This window comes from Bacteroides zoogleoformans (assembly GCF_002998435.1).
Taxonomy (GTDB): domain Bacteria; phylum Bacteroidota; class Bacteroidia; order Bacteroidales; family Bacteroidaceae; genus Bacteroides; species Bacteroides zoogleoformans.
Genome location: NZ_CP027231.1, coordinates 1,322,983 through 1,341,929 on the forward strand (window position 1 = coordinate 1,322,983; position 18,947 = coordinate 1,341,929).

General features: G+C 46.0%; 13 protein-coding genes. 9 read left to right on the forward strand and 4 right to left on the reverse strand.

Annotated elements, in window-relative coordinates:
- Positions 1 to 28 precede the first annotated feature (28 nt).
- The 7 genes from C4H11_RS05615 to C4H11_RS05645 all read left to right on the forward strand — a co-directional run bounded on the left by C4H11_RS05615 (position 29) and on the right by C4H11_RS05645 (position 12,119).
- Positions 29 to 2,662 (forward strand): serine hydrolase, encoded by a 2,634-nt coding sequence (locus C4H11_RS05615; protein ID WP_106040806.1) that lies wholly within the window; start codon positions 29 to 31, stop codon positions 2,660 to 2,662.
- Complete coding sequence (locus tag C4H11_RS05620) at positions 2,662 to 5,733, forward strand: glycoside hydrolase family 3 N-terminal domain-containing protein (RefSeq protein WP_106040807.1); 3,072 nt, start codon at positions 2,662 to 2,664, stop codon at positions 5,731 to 5,733. Before C4H11_RS05615 ends, C4H11_RS05620 begins: the two co-directional genes overlap by 1 nt.
- Before the next feature lie 686 nt (positions 5,734 to 6,419).
- Positions 6,420 to 6,737 carry a 50S ribosomal protein L21 gene (rplU, locus tag C4H11_RS05625; RefSeq protein ID WP_106040808.1) on the forward strand — a complete coding sequence of 106 codons (318 nt, stop codon included), beginning with the start codon at positions 6,420 to 6,422 and terminating at the stop codon, positions 6,735 to 6,737.
- 22 nt (positions 6,738 to 6,759) lie between these two features.
- On the forward strand, positions 6,760 to 7,029 hold the full coding sequence (gene rpmA / locus C4H11_RS05630; protein WP_106040809.1) for a 50S ribosomal protein L27: 270 nt from the start codon (positions 6,760 to 6,762) through the stop codon (positions 7,027 to 7,029).
- 176 nt (positions 7,030 to 7,205) lie between these two features.
- Positions 7,206 to 8,480 (forward strand): serine--tRNA ligase, encoded by a 1,275-nt coding sequence (gene serS, locus C4H11_RS05635; RefSeq protein WP_106040810.1) that lies wholly within the window; start codon positions 7,206 to 7,208, stop codon positions 8,478 to 8,480.
- A 27-nt stretch (positions 8,481 to 8,507) separates the two neighbouring features.
- On the forward strand, positions 8,508 to 9,575 hold the full coding sequence (locus C4H11_RS05640) for a sensor histidine kinase (RefSeq protein WP_106040811.1): 1,068 nt from the start codon (positions 8,508 to 8,510) through the stop codon (positions 9,573 to 9,575).
- 183 nt (positions 9,576 to 9,758) lie between these two features.
- Positions 9,759 to 12,119, forward strand: coding sequence for a bifunctional dihydroorotate dehydrogenase B NAD binding subunit/NADPH-dependent glutamate synthase (locus C4H11_RS05645; protein WP_106040812.1), 2,361 nt, complete (start codon positions 9,759 to 9,761; stop codon positions 12,117 to 12,119).
- A gap of 139 nt (positions 12,120 to 12,258) precedes the next feature.
- Here C4H11_RS05645 and panD read toward each other — a convergent pair whose 3' ends face one another.
- Together panD and panC are read right to left on the reverse strand one after the other, a co-directional pair.
- On the reverse strand, positions 12,259 to 12,612 hold the full coding sequence (gene panD / locus C4H11_RS05650; RefSeq protein WP_106040813.1) for an aspartate 1-decarboxylase: 354 nt from the start codon (positions 12,610 to 12,612) through the stop codon (positions 12,259 to 12,261).
- A 22-nt stretch (positions 12,613 to 12,634) separates the two neighbouring features.
- Positions 12,635 to 13,480, reverse strand: a complete 846-nt coding sequence (gene panC, locus C4H11_RS05655) for a pantoate--beta-alanine ligase (RefSeq protein ID WP_106040814.1) — start codon at positions 13,478 to 13,480, stop codon at positions 12,635 to 12,637.
- A 245-nt stretch (positions 13,481 to 13,725) separates the two neighbouring features.
- Here panC and C4H11_RS05660 point away from each other — a divergent pair, with 245 nt between their 5' ends.
- Both C4H11_RS05660 and C4H11_RS05665 read left to right on the forward strand, forming a co-directional pair.
- Positions 13,726 to 14,544 (forward strand): glycogen/starch synthase, encoded by an 819-nt coding sequence (locus C4H11_RS05660; protein WP_106040815.1) that lies wholly within the window; start codon positions 13,726 to 13,728, stop codon positions 14,542 to 14,544.
- A 29-nt stretch (positions 14,545 to 14,573) separates the two neighbouring features.
- Entirely contained in the window at positions 14,574 to 16,166 is a 1,593-nt protein-coding gene (locus C4H11_RS05665) for a DUF4270 domain-containing protein (protein ID WP_106040816.1), read from the forward strand.
- Between the two features lie 84 nt (positions 16,167 to 16,250).
- On the opposite strand, the gene C4H11_RS05670 is transcribed toward C4H11_RS05665, so the two are convergent.
- On the reverse strand, positions 16,251 to 17,654 hold the full coding sequence (locus tag C4H11_RS05670; protein WP_106043162.1) for a glycoside hydrolase family 57 protein: 1,404 nt from the start codon (positions 17,652 to 17,654) through the stop codon (positions 16,251 to 16,253).
- A 16-nt stretch (positions 17,655 to 17,670) separates the two neighbouring features.
- Positions 17,671 to 18,939 carry a glycosyltransferase family 4 protein gene (locus C4H11_RS05675; protein WP_106040817.1) on the reverse strand — a complete coding sequence of 423 codons (1,269 nt, stop codon included), beginning with the start codon at positions 18,937 to 18,939 and terminating at the stop codon, positions 17,671 to 17,673.
- Positions 18,940 to 18,947: the final 8 nt, after the last annotated feature.

Below are 18,947 nucleotides of genomic sequence, written 5' to 3' on the forward strand. Positions count from 1 at the left end.
TTGCAGATTGTCTCGAAATAAAAAAAACATGAAATCAATCAAACAGCTATTATGGATTTTAAGTTTTATTGTAGGAGCATCTTCTCTTCATGCTCAGACAAAAGCTCCGGTTTTGTCTTTGAATGTAGAAAGCCAGTGTCGTCAATGGGTTGATTCGGTCTTCACCGGTTTGAGTTTACAAGAGAAAGTGGGGCAACTCATTGTTGCTACTATGCCGGCCGAAGTGGATAAAACGGCTAAAAAGCAGATACGTGAATGGGTGCGGAAATATAAGGTGGGCAGTTTGCTCTTCTCCGCAGGGACACCGGAAGAGCAGACCATTCTGGCCAATATAGCCCGGAAAGAATCCAAGATTCCTGTCATGATGGCTATCGATGGAGAATGGGGGGCATCCATACGCTTGAAAGATAGTCCGGAGTATCCCGGTACCGTAGCCTTGGGATGTATTGAAGACAGGAAGTTGGTGGAAGGATACGAACGTGAGGTTGCTCGCCAGTTTCGTCAATTGGGGATACATACTAATCTTGCGTTCACCGGGCATGCTGATGTGGACTTATTGAAGCCGGTGACACATGTGAGTCTTCTCAGTAAGAGCCCTTATGAAGTGACCGAAACGTTGCTGGCAGGAAACGATGTGGTGAGGGTGAAAGCTAACGTGAAAGATGCGGTGCACGAATTGACAGCGGCTTTAGAGGATGGCCGTTTGAGTCAAAAAGAACTCGAAAACAAGTGCCGCAAAGTATTGACATATAAATATATGCTGGGCTTGCGAAAACAACAACCGCAGCTTCAAGTCAGCGGCATGAGTTATCGTGTCAATACGAAAGCGGCCCGAGACTTGGCCGGGAAGCTTCGCTGTGCCTCGGTTACTGTATTGAGCAATTATTTTGATGTTCTTCCGTTAGATCCGGTAGAAGGGAATATGGCTATACTCAGTGTAGGAGAGCAGGAATGGGAGAAACCTTTTGTGGAACGCATGAAAGTTCACGCCGGTATTGACCATTTTTATTTATCGGGGAACGCCGATGAGGCTGCCAGACAAGCGATTGCTGAGCGGTTGAAAGCATATCGTCGTGTGATTGTCTGCGTTGTGGGATCGGTCTATATCAGTGAGCGTGACATGGCTTTCCTTGAGGGGTTGCACTTGCGGGCTCCTTTAGTCTATACTTGCTTCACTTCCCATCGCATGTTACAACTTTTTACTCCAGCGCTTACTAAATCGAGTGCAGTGGTTTGGGCACCCACAGCAGATGCCGATTTGCAGCGATATGTGGCAGATGTACTTTTTGCGAAAGCAGTGGCCAATGGTAAGATATCGGTAAACGTCGGCCATTTTTTCCCGGCAGGCACAGGTTGTGTGATTGAACCGGGTATGGAATCGGGAAAGAACATTCCGGAAGACTATGGCATGAAGTCGTATGTGCTGCAACGAATAGACAGCATCGTGCAGAAGGGGTTAGAGGCGGGAGCCTATCCCGGCTGTTGCGTATTGGTATGGAAAGATGGAAAACCTATATATGATCAGCAGTTTGGCACTCATTCTGATAAAGATGCTATAGCTGTTCGCCCTTCAGTTCTTTTCGATTTAGCTTCATTGACCAAAACAACGGCTACGCTTCTTGCCGTTATGAAGTTGTATGATGAAAGGAAAATAAGGTTAGACGATAAAATATCCACTTACCTACCTTTCTTGCGTGCCGGTGACAAACAGCATATCACCATTCGTGAGTTGTTGTTGCATGAGTCGGGATTGAGTCCTTATGTTCGTTTCTACGAAGAACTTATTGAACCGAACTCCGTGCATGGCCCATATTTGCAGAGTTGGTTAGATAAGTGGCATACTACCCGCGTAAGTGAGAACAGCTATTATAGTTCTGACTTCAAGTTCAAGAAAAATATGATATCCGCCAAGCGGACTTCGGAACATAGCCTGCACATGGCAGAAAATATGTGGCTGAACAAGAGTTTTAAAAATACGATACTTCAGCGGATAGTCCGGTCGGAGTTGGATAGAAAACGCTATGTTCATAGCGATTTGGGCTTCGTGCTTTTGCAACAGCTGGTGGAAACGTGTACGGGGATGTCCATGGATGCCTATCTTGCCAAAGAGTTTTATGCCCCGATGGGGTTGCAGCGTACTCTGTTTTTGCCTTTGACAAAGTTTGCAAAGACCGAAATCATGCCTACGGCAACCAATGATTTTCTGCGTCGTCAAGACCTATGCGGATATGTGCACGATGAAATAGCTGCTTGTATGGGTGGCGTATCCGGCAGTGCAGGGTTGTTCTCCACGGCTGAGGAAGTGGCAAAAATCTACCAGATGCTGCTTGACGGAGGCGAATTCAACGGCAAGCGCTTCTTGAGTGAGGCTACCTGTCGTTTGTTTACGACAGAAAAGTCGGTCATCAGTCGCCGTGGACTTGGATTTGACAAACCCGACCTTTCAACCTTAAAGAACAGCCCCTGTTCTGCTTCTGCTCCGGCATCCGTGTACGGACATACCGGCTTCACCGGTACCGCAGTTTGGGTCGATCCCGACAACAAGATGATATATGTATTTCTCAGCAACCGTCTTTGTCCCAATGTATGGAATACGAAACTGGGCGATATGTATATAACGAAGAGTATACAAGACCTGATTTATGAGAGTCTGAAGGAATAATGAAGAGAACCTTTTTGTTCGCACTGCTTGTCTTGCTTTGTTCTGCCCATTTTGTATCGGACGGCAAGCGTTTTCTTATACCGCCTGTTCCGGAGTTTCCGGTGGAGACTATACTGATGCGGCCTTATCTGGATGATGCCAAATGTAGTGCGTGGGTCGATTCTGTCATGAAAAAGTTGAGTCTGAAAGAACGTATCGGCCAGCTTTTTATTTATACCATTGCACCTCAGCGAGACAAACGTAACAGGGAACTATTGCGCAAAGTGGTGGAAAGATATAAGGTGGGCGGACTGCTTTTTTCAGGTGGAATGATGCAAAGTCAGGCTATGATGACTAACGAGGCTCAAGAGATGGCCCATGTGCCGTTGCTGATCACCGCTGATGCGGAGTGGGGACTTTCCATGCGTTTGCGAGGAACGCCGGTGTTTCCTAAAAACATGGTATTAGGTTGTATCGAAGGTGACAGTTTGGTGTACGAGTACGGCCGTGAGATGGCGCGACAATGCAAAGAACTGGGTATTCAGGTGAATTTCGCTCCCGTGGCAGATGTGAATATCAATCCTCAGAATCCGGTTATCAACACTCGCTCTTTTGGTGAAGACCCGGTCAGGGTGTCGAAAAAAGTGCTAGCCTATTCCAAAGGGTTGGAAGAAGGAGGAATACTTTCTGTGTGCAAACATTTTCCCGGACATGGAGATACAGATGTGGACTCCCACAAAGCCCTACCTACTTTATCTTTTACCCGCGAGCGGTTGGACAGTGTGGAGTTATATCCCTTCAAACAAGCGATATTGAATGGATTGAGCGGCATTATGGTAGGACATCTTGAGGTCCCGGCATTCGAGACTGAAAGCGGGTTACCTTCTTCTCTTTCTCGCAATGTGGTCTATGACTTGCTTACCCGCGAGCTGAAGTTCAAAGGGCTTATCTTCACGGATGCACTTGCCATGAAAGGGGTGTCAGGCCATGCGTCCGTTTGCCTGCAAGCCTTGAAAGCGGGCAATGACTTGTTGTTGGTGCCCCGCCGCATCAAAGAAGAACTGGAAAGTGTGGTAGAGGCTGTAAAGTGTGGAGAGTTGACAGAGGAAGACATCAATGAGAAATGCCAGAAAGTTTTGATGTATAAATATGCGTTGGGGTTGAACCGAAAGCCGTATATCCGCTTGTCAGGTCTGGAGAACCGCATAAATACGCCGGGCACACGTGCTTTGATAAAATACCTGAATCTGGCGGCAGTTACGGTGTTGGGCAATCGGACGGGCGTATTGCCTTTGGATCCTGTTGTCAAAGACATGGCGGTGCTTAACGTAGGGGATGCCAAGGTGATAGAACCTTTTCTGAAAGAACTGTCCCGTTATACTCACCCTGTGGTACATCAGTTGGGAGAAAACTTGCCGGAAACAGAATGTGAGTATCTGCGTGGCAGTCTGGCCAGTTATAAGCGTATTCTGGTTTGCGTTACAGAGCATCGGTTGGCGGCTTATCAAGCTTTTTTTGCCAAGTTTGCGCCTGAAGTGCCGGTGGTTTATCTCTTCTTTATCCCCGGAAAGCAACTTTTGCAGATTCATCGGGGCGTTTCGGCGGCAGAAGCTGTGGTGTTGGCTCACTCTGCCGACGAGGAAGTGCAGCGGCACGTGGCAGAAGTGCTCTATGGCGATGCAGGAGCAGATGGGCGTCTTTCGGCGTCTATAGGTGGCTTGTTTGCTGCCGGTATGGGTGAGAGGTCAGGCCCTCACTCCATGCCCCATTTTGTGCCCGAAGAATATGGTATGGATTCTCGTCTGCTGGCACAAATAGACGAAATAGCCGAAGAAGGTATTCGGGAGGGAGCTTATCCCGGTTGTCAGGTAGTGATACTGAAAGACGGCAGAGAAATGTACAACAAATCCTTTGGTACGCATACCAGAGGCGGAAGTGCGACAGAGAGCCCATTACCGGTACGGAAAACAGATGCGTATGACATCGCTTCGTTGAGTAAGACCACTGCTACTTTGCTGGCTGTGATGAAACTTTATGATAAAGGATATATTAGTCTGACAGATCGTGTATCCGATCATCTGCCTTTCTTGCGCGATACCGACAAGGAAAACATCACGGTGCGTGATTTACTGTTGCATGAATCCGGTTTACCTTCCACTTTGCTGTTCTATCAGGATGCCATTGAACCGAAGAGCTATTCCGGAAGTTTGTTCCGAGGAAAGCAGGATGCCCGGCATCCGTTGCGCATTGGCAGTCAAACATGGGCCAATCCGAAGTTTCGTTTTCGGTCGGGCCTCATCTCAAAGATGCAAACGGCAGAGCATACCATGCAGGTGGCGGACAGCTTATGGTTAAACAACTCTTTCAAAAAGGAATATTTGCATAAGATAGCTGATACACCTCTGAAGCAGAAAACCTACCGTTACAGTTGTGTGGGCTTCATTCTGTTGCAGCAGCTGGTTGAGGCGCGTACGCAGATGACGTTGGATAAGTTCCTTGTCAAAGAGTTCTATGCTCCCATGGGCTTGAAGCGGACGGGCTATTTGCCTTTGCGTTTCATGAAGAAAGAGGAAATCGTGCCTTCTTCCATCGACCCATTCTTGCGGAAAACAACGTTGCAAGGCTTTGTGCATGATGAATCAGCAGCTTTTCTGGGAGGAGTGTCGGGCAATGCCGGTTTGTTCTCTAATGCCGAAGAAGTGGCGAAGATTCATCAAATGCTGCTGAATGGAGGCGAGCTGAATGGAAAACGCTATTTAAGTAAAGCCACTTGCAAGGTTTTCACCACGGCCGTTTCGAAAATCAGTCGTCGAGGTTTAGGCTTTGATAAGCCGGATACTCGCAATCCGCAGAAAAGTCCTTGTGCGGAATCTGCACCAGCCTCCGTCTATGGGCATACGGGCTTCACCGGTACTTGCGCTTGGGCAGATCCGGAGAATAACCTGGTGTATGTGTTCCTCAGCAACCGCATCTATCCGAATGTATGGAACAACAAACTGATGCAGTTGGATATTCGCACGCGGATACAAGAGGTGATGTACCGGTCGCTATTGCCCTCCGCTTCTGAAGAAGAAAACAAACAATGGCTTTGAACTTCACGAGAATAAATCACAAAACTCGAATAGCTTCCATTCGTCTCTACTTTTGTCTGCACCATTGCCGGTTGGCTTGTGTGACCTGAATGCGGTATAATCAGGGTTTACTAATTTAATTCAAGTTATTGTAAATTAGTAAATTAACTTGTTTAATATTCTCTTGATTCGCAAAAAAAGACCTTTGAGTGTTAAATTCTACAAGAAACGATATGAAATACTACTCTCAATATCGTATTCACGACTTGTTTGAGCTCCATGAGTCTCTCTCCGGATTGAATTGGCGCCAGCATCGTGAGCGGTTACACTTATGTGGATCATCTCAGTTGGGATGCCTATAAATCTGAATTCGGGATAAGCCACACGTCTAGGCTTTCCCCAGGTAGGTTTCAGTGATGGGCATGCCTCATCTGTCATTCAAGCAAGTTGAATGACGACTAATATGCAATCATTAAGTTCGGAAGCAACTTACTGGATGATGGTGAGCTGTCCGTCAACCTTCTCTATACAGTAGTCAATGTTGATGAAGGGCTTGTTGATAATCAAAAAAGATAATAGAAACATTTGCCCATATCAAATAAAAAAAGTACTTTTGTGCCCGATTATTCCGCATCGGGTTCGACCAAGTGCTTTCTAAGTGATTAGAGACCACCCGACGGAGCTAACTTATACATTATATATAAGAAATGTACGCAATTGTAGAAATCAACGGCCAGCAATTCAAAGCAGAAGCCGGCAAGAAGCTGTTCGTACACCACATTCAGAATGCAGAAAACGGTGCGACAGTAGAATTTGACAAAGTCCTTTTGGTAGACAAAGACGGCTCCATCACCGTAGGCGCCCCCACTGTAGAAGGCGCAAAAGTGGTTTGCCAGATTGTATCAGACATGGTAAAAGGCGATAAAGTGATCGTTTTCCACAAGAAAAGAAGAAAAGGCCATCGCAAACTGAACGGTCATCGCCAGCAATTCACAGAGTTAACAATCAAAGAAGTAGTAGCTTAATCAATTAAAAAAGTAAGAAGAAATGGCACATAAGAAAGGTGTCGGCAGTTCTAAGAACGGCCGCGAATCACACAGCAAAAGATTAGGCGTTAAGATATTTGGTGGCGAAGTTTGCAAAGCAGGCAACATCATCGTTCGTCAAAGAGGTACTGAATTCCATCCGGGTAACAACATCGGTATGGGTAGCGACCACACCCTTTACGCTTTAGTTGACGGTACTGTAAAATTCAAAGTAGGCAAAGAAGACAGACGCTACGTATCTGTTGTCCCTACCGAAAACGCGGAAGCATAAACTTCCGAAAGAAAGATAAAAGAAAGGGATGCCATCCGTGAAGATGAGCATCCCTTTCTTTTTATACAAAAGACAACATTCTTTCTGTTTTTTCCTTATCTTTGTGCTCGAAAACATTGAAAAGATAAACTATTCTCAAACAGGCTTCTTAGAGAATAAAAAAATTGATATAAAACATGCTTACCATCAAACAAATTACAGACAATACCGACGCAGTGATCAACGGGCTGGAGAAGAAACACTTCAGAAATGCCAAAGAAACTATCAGCCAAGCAGTTACATTCAACGACAAAAGGAAAAGCATACAAGCCGTACTTGATAAAAATCTCTCGGAAGTCAACTCTCTCTCCAAATCCATCGGCATGTTGATGAAAGAGGGGAAAGAAGAAGAGGCCGAAGCTGCCAAAGAGCGTGTAGCCACCCTGAAAGAATGCAACAAAGGCCTGCAAGCAGACATGGACAAGGCCGCAGAAGATTTACAGACATTGCTCTACACGATACCGAACGTGCCTTACGAAGAAGTGCCCGAGGGCGCGGGAGCGGAAGACAACGTGGTTGTGAAAATAGGAGGCATGGAAAACGAACTGCCTAAAGATGCCCTGCCCCATTGGGAATTGGCAAAGAAATATGACATCATAGACTTCGACCTCGGAGTAAAAATCACCGGCGCCGGTTTTCCCGTATATAAAGGCAAAGGCGCTCGCCTGCAACGCGCACTCATCAATTTCTTTCTGGATGAAGCCCGCGCATCCGGCTATACGGAAATCATGCCCCCCACAGTGGTCAATGCCGCTTCCGGCTATGGCACCGGGCAGCTTCCCGACAAGGAAGGACAAATGTATCATTGCGAAACGGATGATCTTTACCTGATTCCAACCGCCGAAGTTCCCGTGACCAATATCTATCGCGATGTCATTTTGGACGAGAAGCAATTGCCTGTCAAAAACTGCGCCTACACCGAATGTTTCCGCCGTGAAGCAGGTTCTTACGGAAAGGGCGTACGCGGACTGAACCGCCTGCATGAGTTCTCCAAAGTAGAGCTGGTGCGCATTGACAAGCCGGAACACAGTAAGCAATCTCACCAAGAGATGTTGGAACACGTGGAAAGCCTGCTCAAGAAGCTGGAACTTCCCTATCGCATCCTCCGCCTTTGCGGCGGCGACATGAGCTTCACCGCAGCCATCTGCTACGACTTCGAGGTTTATAGCGAGGCGCAGAAACGCTGGTTGGAAGTGAGTTCCGTTTCCAATTTCGACACTTATCAGGCCAACCGCCTGAAATGCCGTTACCGTACAGCCGAAAAGAGAACCGAGCTTTGCCATACGCTGAATGGCTCGGCATTGGCATTGCCCCGTATCGTCGCCGCCTTGCTGGAAAACAATCAAACTCCGGAAGGCATCCGCATGCCTAAAGCATTGATACCCTATTGTGGATTCGAGATGATAGACTAATTGAAGAACCATCAACGTATCTCTTACATGACACAAAAAGACGCTTTAAGTCACTACGTAGGAAAGGTATTTGACCAATCTCACTGGCTGGAATCGACCAAGTCGACGTTCATCGTCGTTGACGACAGCTTAAACATACTCTATCACAACAGCAAAGAAGCATGTAAAGCAGACGGGAAGTTGCAACAGCCGGGAGATTTCCTGCATTGCACCAACGCCACCCACAGCCCAGGCGGTTGTGGGAGCTCAGAATATTGTGCAGAATGCAAACTCCGCAATTCTGTGAAAGAAGCCTTGGACAGCAGCCGAGTTGTCCATGAGGAAGTGGTCTTGTCGGTAGACTATAACCAGAAAATGATATTGCAAGAAACCGCCACGCCGTTTGAGTTTGAGGGTAATAAATATGCGGCTATCTTTGTAATCAACGTGTCCGAGCGCAAACAGGAACAAATGCTGGAGCGCGTGTTCTTTCACGACATGATGAATCTGGTAGGCGCATTAGGCAACTTCGTAAATATTCTGAAAGAAACTCCCGAACAAGAAATACTCAATGAAGTAAAACGGCTGACCGACCAGCTGATGGACGAACTGACCACGCAAAAAGAACTGATTTATGCCGAGAACGGCATACTCGCCCTGCAGCCCGGCGACATCACGGTAGAAGAGTTCATGTCTTATGCCTCCCATTCACTCTGCCCGATGGTAGAAGCCCGAAAATGCGAATTGGCCATCCAAAACAACTGCGAAAGCGGCATGACACTCTATACCGATATGAAACTGTTGCACCGCATCATTCTGAACATGGTGAAGAATGCCGCAGAAGCTTCCGAAGAAGGCGGCATTATCACTCTTACCGCCGCACCAGAGGAAAACTCCGTGCTTTTTTCTGTCAACAATCCCGGCGTTATACCCGAAAACTTCCGCGGTTCTATTTTTCACTTCGGGCTCTCCAGCAAAGGAGAAGGCCGCGGCATAGGCACGTACAGCATGAAGCTCTTTGGCGAGAATTACCTGAAAGGAAAAGTATGGTTCACCACCAACGAGGCCGAAGGCACCACTTTCTTTTTCCGGATACCGCTGAAAGCGGAAGTTTAATCCACATCGTTTTTCGGAAGCAGATGCATACCGAAGCACAAAACAGGCCATCATGCTTTTCCACTTCCCGCACAGGATTTCAGGAGCAAACAGGGTTTGTTCTGACAAATAAACCATATATTTGCAAAAACACCAATCTGACAGGTGGTAATACGTAATTATACCAACAAAAACAGTTAGATAATGAATAAAATCATTAGCAAAGAACAATTCTCCGAGAAAGTGTTCAAATTTGAAGTGGAAGCGCCGCTCATCGCCAAGTCACGCCGTGCCGGGCATTTCGTCATTATCCGTGTAGACGAGAAAGGCGAACGCATGCCGCTCACCATTGCGGGTGCCGACGTAAAGAAAGGTACAATCACATTGATAGTACAGAACGTAGGGCTTTCTTCCGCCAAGATGTGCCGGATGAACGAAGGCGACTACCTCCTTGACGTAGTAGGCCCATTGGGACAAGCTACACACATCGAGAACTTCGGCACCGTGGTCTGTGCCGGAGGCGGTGTAGGCGTCGCCCCTATGCTCCCCATCATACAAGCGCTGAAAGAAGCCGGCAATCGGGTAATCTCTGTACTGGCCGGCCGAAGCAAAGAACTGATCATTCTGGAGGAAGAAGTCAGAAAATCGTCCGATGAAATCATCATTATGACCGATGACGGTTCCTATGGCAACAAGGGGCTTGTCACCGAAGGCATTGAAAGCGTTATCAAACGCGAGAAGGTGGATAAATGCTTTGCCATCGGGCCTGCCATCATGATGAAATTTTGCTGCTTGCTGACCAAGAAATACAAAATACCCACCGACGTATCTTTGAATACAATTATGGTAGACGGTACCGGCATGTGCGGCGCTTGTCGCATCACTGTAAACGGGAAGACGCGTTTTGTTTGCGTAGATGGGCCGGAATTCGACGGTCATCAGGTGGATTTCGACGAGATGTTCAAGCGCATGGGCTCATTTAAAGATGTAGAACGCGAAGAAATGAACCACCTGCAAGACAGCGCCTGCCAAGCGCTTCCCTCAGACTGCCTCCACACCTCTTCTACTTCTCCGTCAGAAACAGCCGACAGCAGCGTGGCACAGCCCTCCATGGAAGAACTCTTGGACCGTAAAGCCCCTTGGCGCGAAGTTCTTCGCAAAAGATTGAAACCGAAAGAACGTACCGCCATTCCCCGCTGCCCGATGAATGAGCTCGACCCTGTGTATCGTGCCACCACCCGCACGGAAGAGGTGAACACCGGATATACCAAAGAACAAGCGATCACGGAAGCCAAACGCTGTTTGGACTGCGCCAACCCTACCTGTATGCAAGGTTGCCCGGTCAGCATAAACATACCTTCCTTCATCAAAAACGTGGAACGTGGAGAGTTTCTACAAGCTGCCCGTATACTGAAACACACCTCTGCCCTGCCAGCAGTCTGCGGTCGTGTATGCCCACAGGAAAAGCAATGTGAGAGCCAGTGTATCCATCTGAAGATGAACGAACCCGCCGTAGCCATCGGTAATCTGGAGCGCTTCGTAGCCGACTACGAACGCGAAAGCGGAAATATAGCCTTGCCGGAATTGGCTCCCCCAAATGGAACGAAGATAGCTGTAGTGGGTTCAGGACCTGCCGGTCTGAGCTTTGCGGGCGATATGGTGAAATACGGCTACGATGTCACCGTGTTCGAAGCATTGCATGAAGTGGGCGGTGTACTGAAATACGGAATTCCGGAATTCCGCCTGCCTAACGAAATCGTAGATGTGGAAATCAACAATCTGGAAAAGATGGGGGTTCGCTTTGTAAAAGACTGCATCGTAGGTAAGACCATCAACGTAGAGGATTTGCAAAAAGAAGGATATAAAGGCCTCTTCATTGCCAGCGGCGCCGGACTGCCCAACTTCATGAATATACCCGGAGAAAACAGCGTGAACGTCATGTCAAGCAATGAATATCTGACACGCGTCAACTTGATGAACGCTTCCGACCCGACAACCGACACTCCGCTAAATCCGGCCAAAAGTGTCATCGTAGTAGGCGGTGGGAATACGGCCATGGACTCTTGTCGCACGGCCAAACGCCTGGGGGCTGAAAAAGTACGCATCGTCTATCGACGCAGCGAAGCCGAAATGCCCGCCCGTCTGGAAGAAGTGAAGCACGCTAAGGAAGAAGGAATTGAGTTTCTCACTTTACACAACCCCATGGAGTATATTGCAGACGAAAAAGGTGCCGTGAAACAAGTCATTTTACAGAAAATGGAATTGGGCGAGCCTGATGCCAGCGGACGCCGCAGTCCGATTGCCATTCCGGGGGAAACCGTCACGTTGGATATCGACCTGGCTGTAGTCGCTGTCGGTGTATCCCCTAACCCCATTGTTCCAAAATCCGTCAAAGGATTGGAATTGGGACGCAAAAACACAATTGCCGTGAATGACAACATGCAAACGTCCATTCCCGCAATTTTCGCCGGAGGCGACATTGTACGTGGCGGAGCCACCGTAATCCTCGCCATGGGCGACGGACGACGAGCCGCGGCCGCCATGCACGAGAATTTGAAGAAGTGATTCGTTCAAACCAAGGTGCTCTTTTAGAAGTAAAAGCATCTTTCGATTCATGCGGATGCCATCTTCCTATAGGGAAAATCGAGAAAAGCCCCGCTTGCGCAATGAACGCAAGTGGGGCTTCCTCTATTCATCAAAGAGATTACTTCATCACTTTGTTCGTAGCAGGATCGGGAAAAACGACTGTCGGCTTAAACGACTTGGCTTCTTCAAAATCCATCAAAGCATACGACATGATTATAACAATGTCATCGGGCTGAACCTTACGGGCAGCAGCGCCATTCAGACAAATCTTACCTGAGCCGCGCTCTCCCTTAATGATATAAGTTTCAAACCGTTCACCGTTATTATTGTCGGCAATGCATACCTTTTCACCGGCAATCATGTTGGCGGCATCCATCAAGTCCTCGTCAATCGTGATACTGCCCATATAATTCAGGTTAGCCTCGGTGACACGGGCACAATGGATTTTCGACTTCAACACTTCAATCATCATAAGATTGATTTTTTATAATTTATTATTCTTTGTACTTGATATTATCAATCAAGCGTACTTCACCGCAAAATACAGTAATACAACCCACCGCATAAGAGGTATCTTCCCAATCGGTTATCTTCTGCAATGTATTCCCGTCTACCAATTCAAAATATTCCAAACGCAATCCGGGAGCCACTGTAATGGCATCTTCGACAAATTTCCGCGTCTCAGGCACCGTATGTGATGCCGCAAAGGTACGACTTTCAAATAAAGTCTGCGAAATTTTCAAGGCATTTTTACGTTCTTCGGCAGATAAGCGAGCATTCCGACTACTCAAGGCAAGTCCATCGGCTTCACGAACAATCGGGCAACCGACAATCTCCAAAGGATACTTCATCCGACGCACCATTTCACGAATAATCGTTAACTGCTGGAAGTCTTTTTCACCAAAGTACGCCCTATCCGGTTTCACGGCATCGAAAAGCTTGCTCACAATCTGGCATACCCCATTGAAATGTCCCGGACGAAAAGCTCCTTCCATCACGGTATCCAAAGGCGCATAACTGAATCGACGCGTATCAGGCTCCGGATACATCTCCTCCACAGAAGGAGCAAAAACAAATGCCGCACCGCAATCTTCCAACAGACGGCAATCGGCCTTCGGCGTACGAGGATATTTTATCAAATCATTCTTGTCGTTGAACTGAGTAGGATTTACAAAAACGCTTACCACAGCAACATCATTTTCGGCCACACAACGCTTCACCAATGAGGCATGACCGGCATGCAAGGCACCCATCGTAGGCACTAAACCCACCTTTTTGCCATGAACCCGTAAATCCGAAAGAGCAGCCTGCAAGTTCTTGATAGTATGTACTATTTCCATCTTTATTGGTTATATAACAACTTTTTGTTCACAAAAGCGCTGCAAAATAAACTATTATTTACCACATAAAGAAGAGATATTATAAATTAATGCAACCGCCACCCCATTTCCATACTTTTCACACCGTTCTCCTTTCGCTGAAAAACAAGCAGTTAACAATTCATAAGGAATTATAGAACGGTGCAATTTGCTTTATTGCCCGTTTTTTTTTATATCTTTGCAAAATAATTGAGAACATTGTTATTATGATAAAGGCAAATAAGGTTTTATTTATAACACAAGAAATTACCCCTTATGTTTCAGAATCGGAAATGTCTCTCGTAGGCAGAAACCTACCTCAGGCTATTCAGGAAAAAGGCAGAGAAATCAGGACGTTTATGCCTAAATGGGGAAATATCAACGAACGCAGAAACCAATTGCATGAAGTGATACGCCTCTCCGGCATGAACCTTATCATTGACGATACCGACCATCCGCTCATCATCAAAGTCGCCTCCATTCAATCTGCCCGCATGCAGGTTTATTTCATAGATAACGATGATTATTTTCAAAACCGCCTGCAAGTGACCAATGAAAATGGTGAAGAGTATGAAGACAACGATGCCCGTACCATCTTCTATGCCCGCGGCGTATTGGAAACGGTGAAGAAGCTGCGTTGGTGTCCAGACATCATCCACTGCCATGGCTGGATGACTGCTTTAGCCCCTCTATACATCAAGAAGGCCTACAAAGACGAACCTTCTTTCAGAGATGCCAAGGTAGTCTTTTCTCTCTACGGCGATGAATTCAAACAGCCGTTCCATCCTGATTTTTCCAACAAATTAACCCTGAAAGGCATCACTAAGAAAGATGTTGCCGGACTGAAAGACTCTGTTGATTATACCGCACTTTGTAAATTGGCTACAGACTTTTCCGATGGCATTATCCAACAAAGCAAGCATGTCAATGAAGAGGTTATGAACTATGCACGCGAATCCGGAAAAATGATATTAGATTATCAATCGCCCGAGAATTTTGCCGATGCCTGCAATGACTTCTACGACAAAATATGGGCGGCAGAATAAATATAAAATAAGTTTATACGATGAGAGCTATGAAAGTAAAGCATATAGGACTGTTGCTTTTAGCATGCCTGACTATCTTTGGCTGTGATGATACCACCGGAACATTAGGAGTAGGAATGTTACCGGATTCTGACGGCATGTCAGCACATACCACGACTTTTGACGTAACCACACGTTCTTTTATTGTAGATTCGGTGTTTGCCAAAACAAGCACCGGCTATGTAGGTAGGTTCTCTGATCCCGATTTCGGGTACTACGAGACAAGTTTCCTCACTGAATTGAACTGTACGGAGAACTTCTCCCTGCCCAAAGTTTATAAAATAACAGAGCAGGACAGTGATGGAAATCCGACCAAAGCAACGGGTACAATGGCAGGAGATTCCGTCGTATCCGTTCAATTGTCCGTCTTTTATACCCAATGGTTTGGCGATTCTCTGAACGCTTGCAGAATGAGTATATATGAGCTCAACAAAAAACTTGACAAAAATCGTTACACGAATATTAATCCGGAAGCGTACTATAATAAATACGACTCCAAGTCACTGCTCGGACGCAAAGCCTATTCGGCTCACGACAGCTCTGTTCCCGATTCAGTCAGAAAAGCAAAAGACAGCAATGGAAGTCCGCTCTTCTACCCGAATGTTACATTCCCATTGGACAAAAAAACATTTGGCGAAGAAAGAATCTTGAAAGTATATAGAAAACATCCCGAATACTTTAAAGATGCCACTACCTTTATCGACAAGGTTTTCAAAGGGGTATATATAAAGAGTGACTATGGAGATGGCACTATCTTGTATGTAGATCATGTAGCTCTGCGCATGCAGTTCCGCTTCCATCATGTGAATGAAAAAACAGGTGTGGCTTTGAAGAAAAAAGACGGGACAGATTCTTTATTCTACAGCACACGGACAGTGTTCGCCTCTACCAAAGAAGTGATTCAAGCCAATCAATTCCTTAATTCCGATCAGATAAAAGAGAAAGCGGCCGAAACAACACATACATACATCAAATCTCCTGCCGGCATCTTCACCGAAGCAACCATGCCATACGATGAAATATACAACAAGCTCTCCAAGGACACTCTTAATGCCGTGAAGCTGACTTTTATGAACTATAACATAAACAGCAACTATAAATACAGCATGAGTGCTCCCACAGATGTGCTACTGATACGTAAACAAGACCTTAAAAGCTTCTTCGAAGAAAATAAGATAAGAGATAATGTTACATCATTCACCGTAAGCCACAACGCTTTTGCTACCAATCAATACGTATTCAGCAACATCGCACGTTTAGTAACCACCTGTATTAATGAGAAGCAGTCTGCCAAGAAAGCCGCCAAAGAAAAAGCCGGTAACTCTTGGAATGAAGTCGAGTGGGAATATGGCTGGAATCACAACGAGGGCACCAAAGACTGGAATAAAGTGTTATTGATTCCTATTTCAATCACCTATGACAGCAACACTTCCAACGGTAGCAGCAGAACCATTACCGGCATTCATAATGACTTGAAACCAGGGTATGCCAAGCTGAAAGGCGGTCCGGAAACAGATGCTGATGGACAAGTAAAATATCCTTTAAAAATAGAAATTACTTATACAAGTTTCAATAAGCAATAACAGCAGTAGCATACCATAATAGAAAATCCTCCTGTTCACAGTAGAATCAGGAGGATTTTTATTAATAACAAGAAGAGTGTCCTATCATTTATCCGCATTCTTTAAGGCAGAACCTGTTATTCTTTTTCCTTTCGGGTGGGATTTCTTTGCGGTAGCTTTGACTTCCGCTTTAGTCTCTTTCTTCTCCACACCTTTTGCTTTTTCCAGTTTAGCCTGCATCTTATCCAATTCTTTATGCAGCTCTTCTATCTCAGTCCCCTGATTTTTGATGGTCGTCAGCAAGGCATTCAACTCTTCATTGTCAATATCCACCGGATAGAGAGCATCAACCCGCTTCATGAAATCACCGAGGATATTCATGTAGTTTGTAAATGCGTCATAAGGGGATTCATAGATGCCGCGATTCAAGCCGACACCGTTTATCTTGGTTGTCATAAACCGGAAATTGTTACTTGCCTGCAAATAATCCCAGTCTTGTTTAATGCGACGGTCGTCGCAAAGATGAACCCGTTCGGCAACGCTATACAGTTTATTGAATGCTTCACGCTGCATCACATTTCCCAACCAGCAACTCGTATCTCTTTCCTCGTCTATCCAAGACATCGGATAAGGCACATCCAACTGGGATATGGATTTCAGCTTGGTAATGATTTCCGTAGGAGTAGAGAAAGTGATACCTTTCTGCTTGGCACAAACAGGCAAAGCCTTCAAAAAATCCAAAATGTTGGAAGACAAGGGCTGAGACATGCCCAAAGCAGAAAGTTCCATAAAGATGTTGATGACTTGCTCTTCCTGTGGCAAGGCATCAATCCAACCGATATACTTGTCAGCAAACAAGGGATATTCATTCCATTCGGAATTGGAGAAGCGCAAACTGATATCATCGGACAATTTGAAATCGCGCAACAACAATTTCAGATTCGGATTCATGGAACAATGATATACATAGTGCGGACTCTTCCAGCCCAAAACATGCTTGGCGCCCTCGGTCAATATTCCCTTGAATCCCCAAGCAGCCACCATCGCACCGATTTCATCATTATAAATCAGGCTTGAGTTGCGGAACACTTTCGGAGCTTTACCAAACATTTGTTTCATCTTTGCACTCTGTCGCATCACCTCTTCCTTAAAACAATCTTCGTTGGCCAAAGACGCAAGTCCGTGAGAATAAGGCTCGGCAAGGAACTCGCAACAACCGGTATCGTTGAGCTGATGCAGCAAATCAACAACGGCAGGAGCATGGATTTCTAACTGCTCAAGCGCCACACCCGAAATGGACAAGGCAACTTTGAAAGCTCCGCCGGACGTCTTCACCATCTCAATCAAAGTGGTCAGAGCCGGTATATAAGATCGTTCGGCAACCTCATTTATACTAATCTCATTGGCATAATCATCGTAGTAATAATGATCGGTACCTATATCAAAAAAGCGATAACGCTTCAAATGAATGATTTGATGTATTTCAAAATAAAGACAGATAGTTCTCATATCCATTAGTTTTTTATTATTTACCATAGTTTCTTAACACATCCTCATAGAGAGCACGAATCTTCAGACCCACTTTTTCCCAAGTTATTCCATCTACCTCTTTCTTTCCTTCTTCCTGCAAATAATGGAAAAGAGCAGGATTTGTACAAATGGAATAAATAGCATCGGCCATCGCATGAATATCCCAATAATCGGTCTTCATCACTTTATCGAGAATCTCGCCACAACCCGACTGTTTGGAAATGACAGAAGGGGTACCGCATTGCATTGCCTCAAGCGGCGCAATACCAAAAGGCTCGGAAACGGAAGGCATGACAAACACATCACTGTTCTTATATACCTCATATACCTGTTTCCCTTTCATGAAGCCGGGGAAATGAAATCGGTCGGCAATACCCCGTTCGGCTGCCAAATTGATCATCGCATTCATCATATCTCCCGAACCGGCCATCACAAAACGAATGTTCCGCGTACGCTTCAAAACAAGAGCCGCAGCTTCCACAAAATACTCAGGTCCTTTCTGCATGGTGATGCGTCCGAGGAACGTTACCACCTTCTCTTTGGAGTGGTCGGGGCGAGAAATGTCTTGATACTCCTGCGAAAGCGGATAAACGGCATTATGCATCGCAAACACTTTCTTAGGATTTTGATGGTACTCATTAATGACTGTGCGACGAGTAAGTTCGGATACGCACATGATGCAATCGGCATAATCCATGCCGTTCTTTTCCATGGCATAAACAGTGGGATTGACTTTACCACGCGAACGATCGAAGTCGGTGGCATGCACATGGATACACAGCGGCTTGCCACTCACCATCTTGGCATGCACTCCTGCGGGATAAGTCAACCAATCATGCGCATGAATAATATCAAATTGTTGCTGACGTGCCACCACACCGGCAATAATAGAGAAGTTGTTTATCTCTTCATGCAAGTTGCCGGGATAGCCACCTGCAAATTCCATACAACCGATGTCATTGACATGCAAATAAGAAAAATCAGCATAAATATGGTCCCGAAAAGACCAGTAGTCTTCAGGGGACATCTTACCGGTGAGACGAGACTTCAAATAGTTGTAATCAACATCACGCCACACAACAGGCACTTGATTCATTCCTACTATCTTCAGGAAGTCTTCTTCCTCTCCGGTGGGCTTGGGCATGCAGAATACCGTTTCCACATCGCCCTGTAGACTTAACCCTTTGGTAATCCCGTAAGAAGCAACAGCAAGACCGCCATATATCTTGGGAGGAAATTCCCATCCAAACATTAAAACTTTCATCTTCAATT

Bases quoted from the DNA above. Each gene is read 5' to 3' on its own strand.
- C4H11_RS05615 (WP_106040806.1), top strand. From the start codon at position 29: ATGAAATCAATCAAACAGCTATTATGGATTTTAAGTTTTATTGTAGGA.
- C4H11_RS05620 (WP_106040807.1), top strand. From the start codon at position 2,662: ATGAAGAGAACCTTTTTGTTCGCACTGCTTGTCTTGCTTTGTTCTGCC.
- rplU (WP_106040808.1), top strand. From the start codon at position 6,420: ATGTACGCAATTGTAGAAATCAACGGCCAGCAATTCAAAGCAGAAGCC.
- rpmA (WP_106040809.1), top strand. From the start codon at position 6,760: ATGGCACATAAGAAAGGTGTCGGCAGTTCTAAGAACGGCCGCGAATCA.
- serS (WP_106040810.1), top strand. From the start codon at position 7,206: ATGCTTACCATCAAACAAATTACAGACAATACCGACGCAGTGATCAAC.
- C4H11_RS05640 (WP_106040811.1), top strand. From the start codon at position 8,508: ATGACACAAAAAGACGCTTTAAGTCACTACGTAGGAAAGGTATTTGAC.
- C4H11_RS05645 (WP_106040812.1), top strand. From the start codon at position 9,759: ATGAATAAAATCATTAGCAAAGAACAATTCTCCGAGAAAGTGTTCAAA.
- panD (WP_106040813.1), bottom strand. From the start codon at position 12,612: ATGATGATTGAAGTGTTGAAGTCGAAAATCCATTGTGCCCGTGTCACC.
- panC (WP_106040814.1), bottom strand. From the start codon at position 13,480: ATGGAAATAGTACATACTATCAAGAACTTGCAGGCTGCTCTTTCGGAT.
- C4H11_RS05660 (WP_106040815.1), top strand. From the start codon at position 13,726: ATGATAAAGGCAAATAAGGTTTTATTTATAACACAAGAAATTACCCCT.
- C4H11_RS05665 (WP_106040816.1), top strand. From the start codon at position 14,574: ATGAAAGTAAAGCATATAGGACTGTTGCTTTTAGCATGCCTGACTATC.
- C4H11_RS05670 (WP_106043162.1), bottom strand. From the start codon at position 17,654: ATGAGAACTATCTGTCTTTATTTTGAAATACATCAAATCATTCATTTG.
- C4H11_RS05675 (WP_106040817.1), bottom strand. From the start codon at position 18,939: ATGAAAGTTTTAATGTTTGGATGGGAATTTCCTCCCAAGATATATGGC.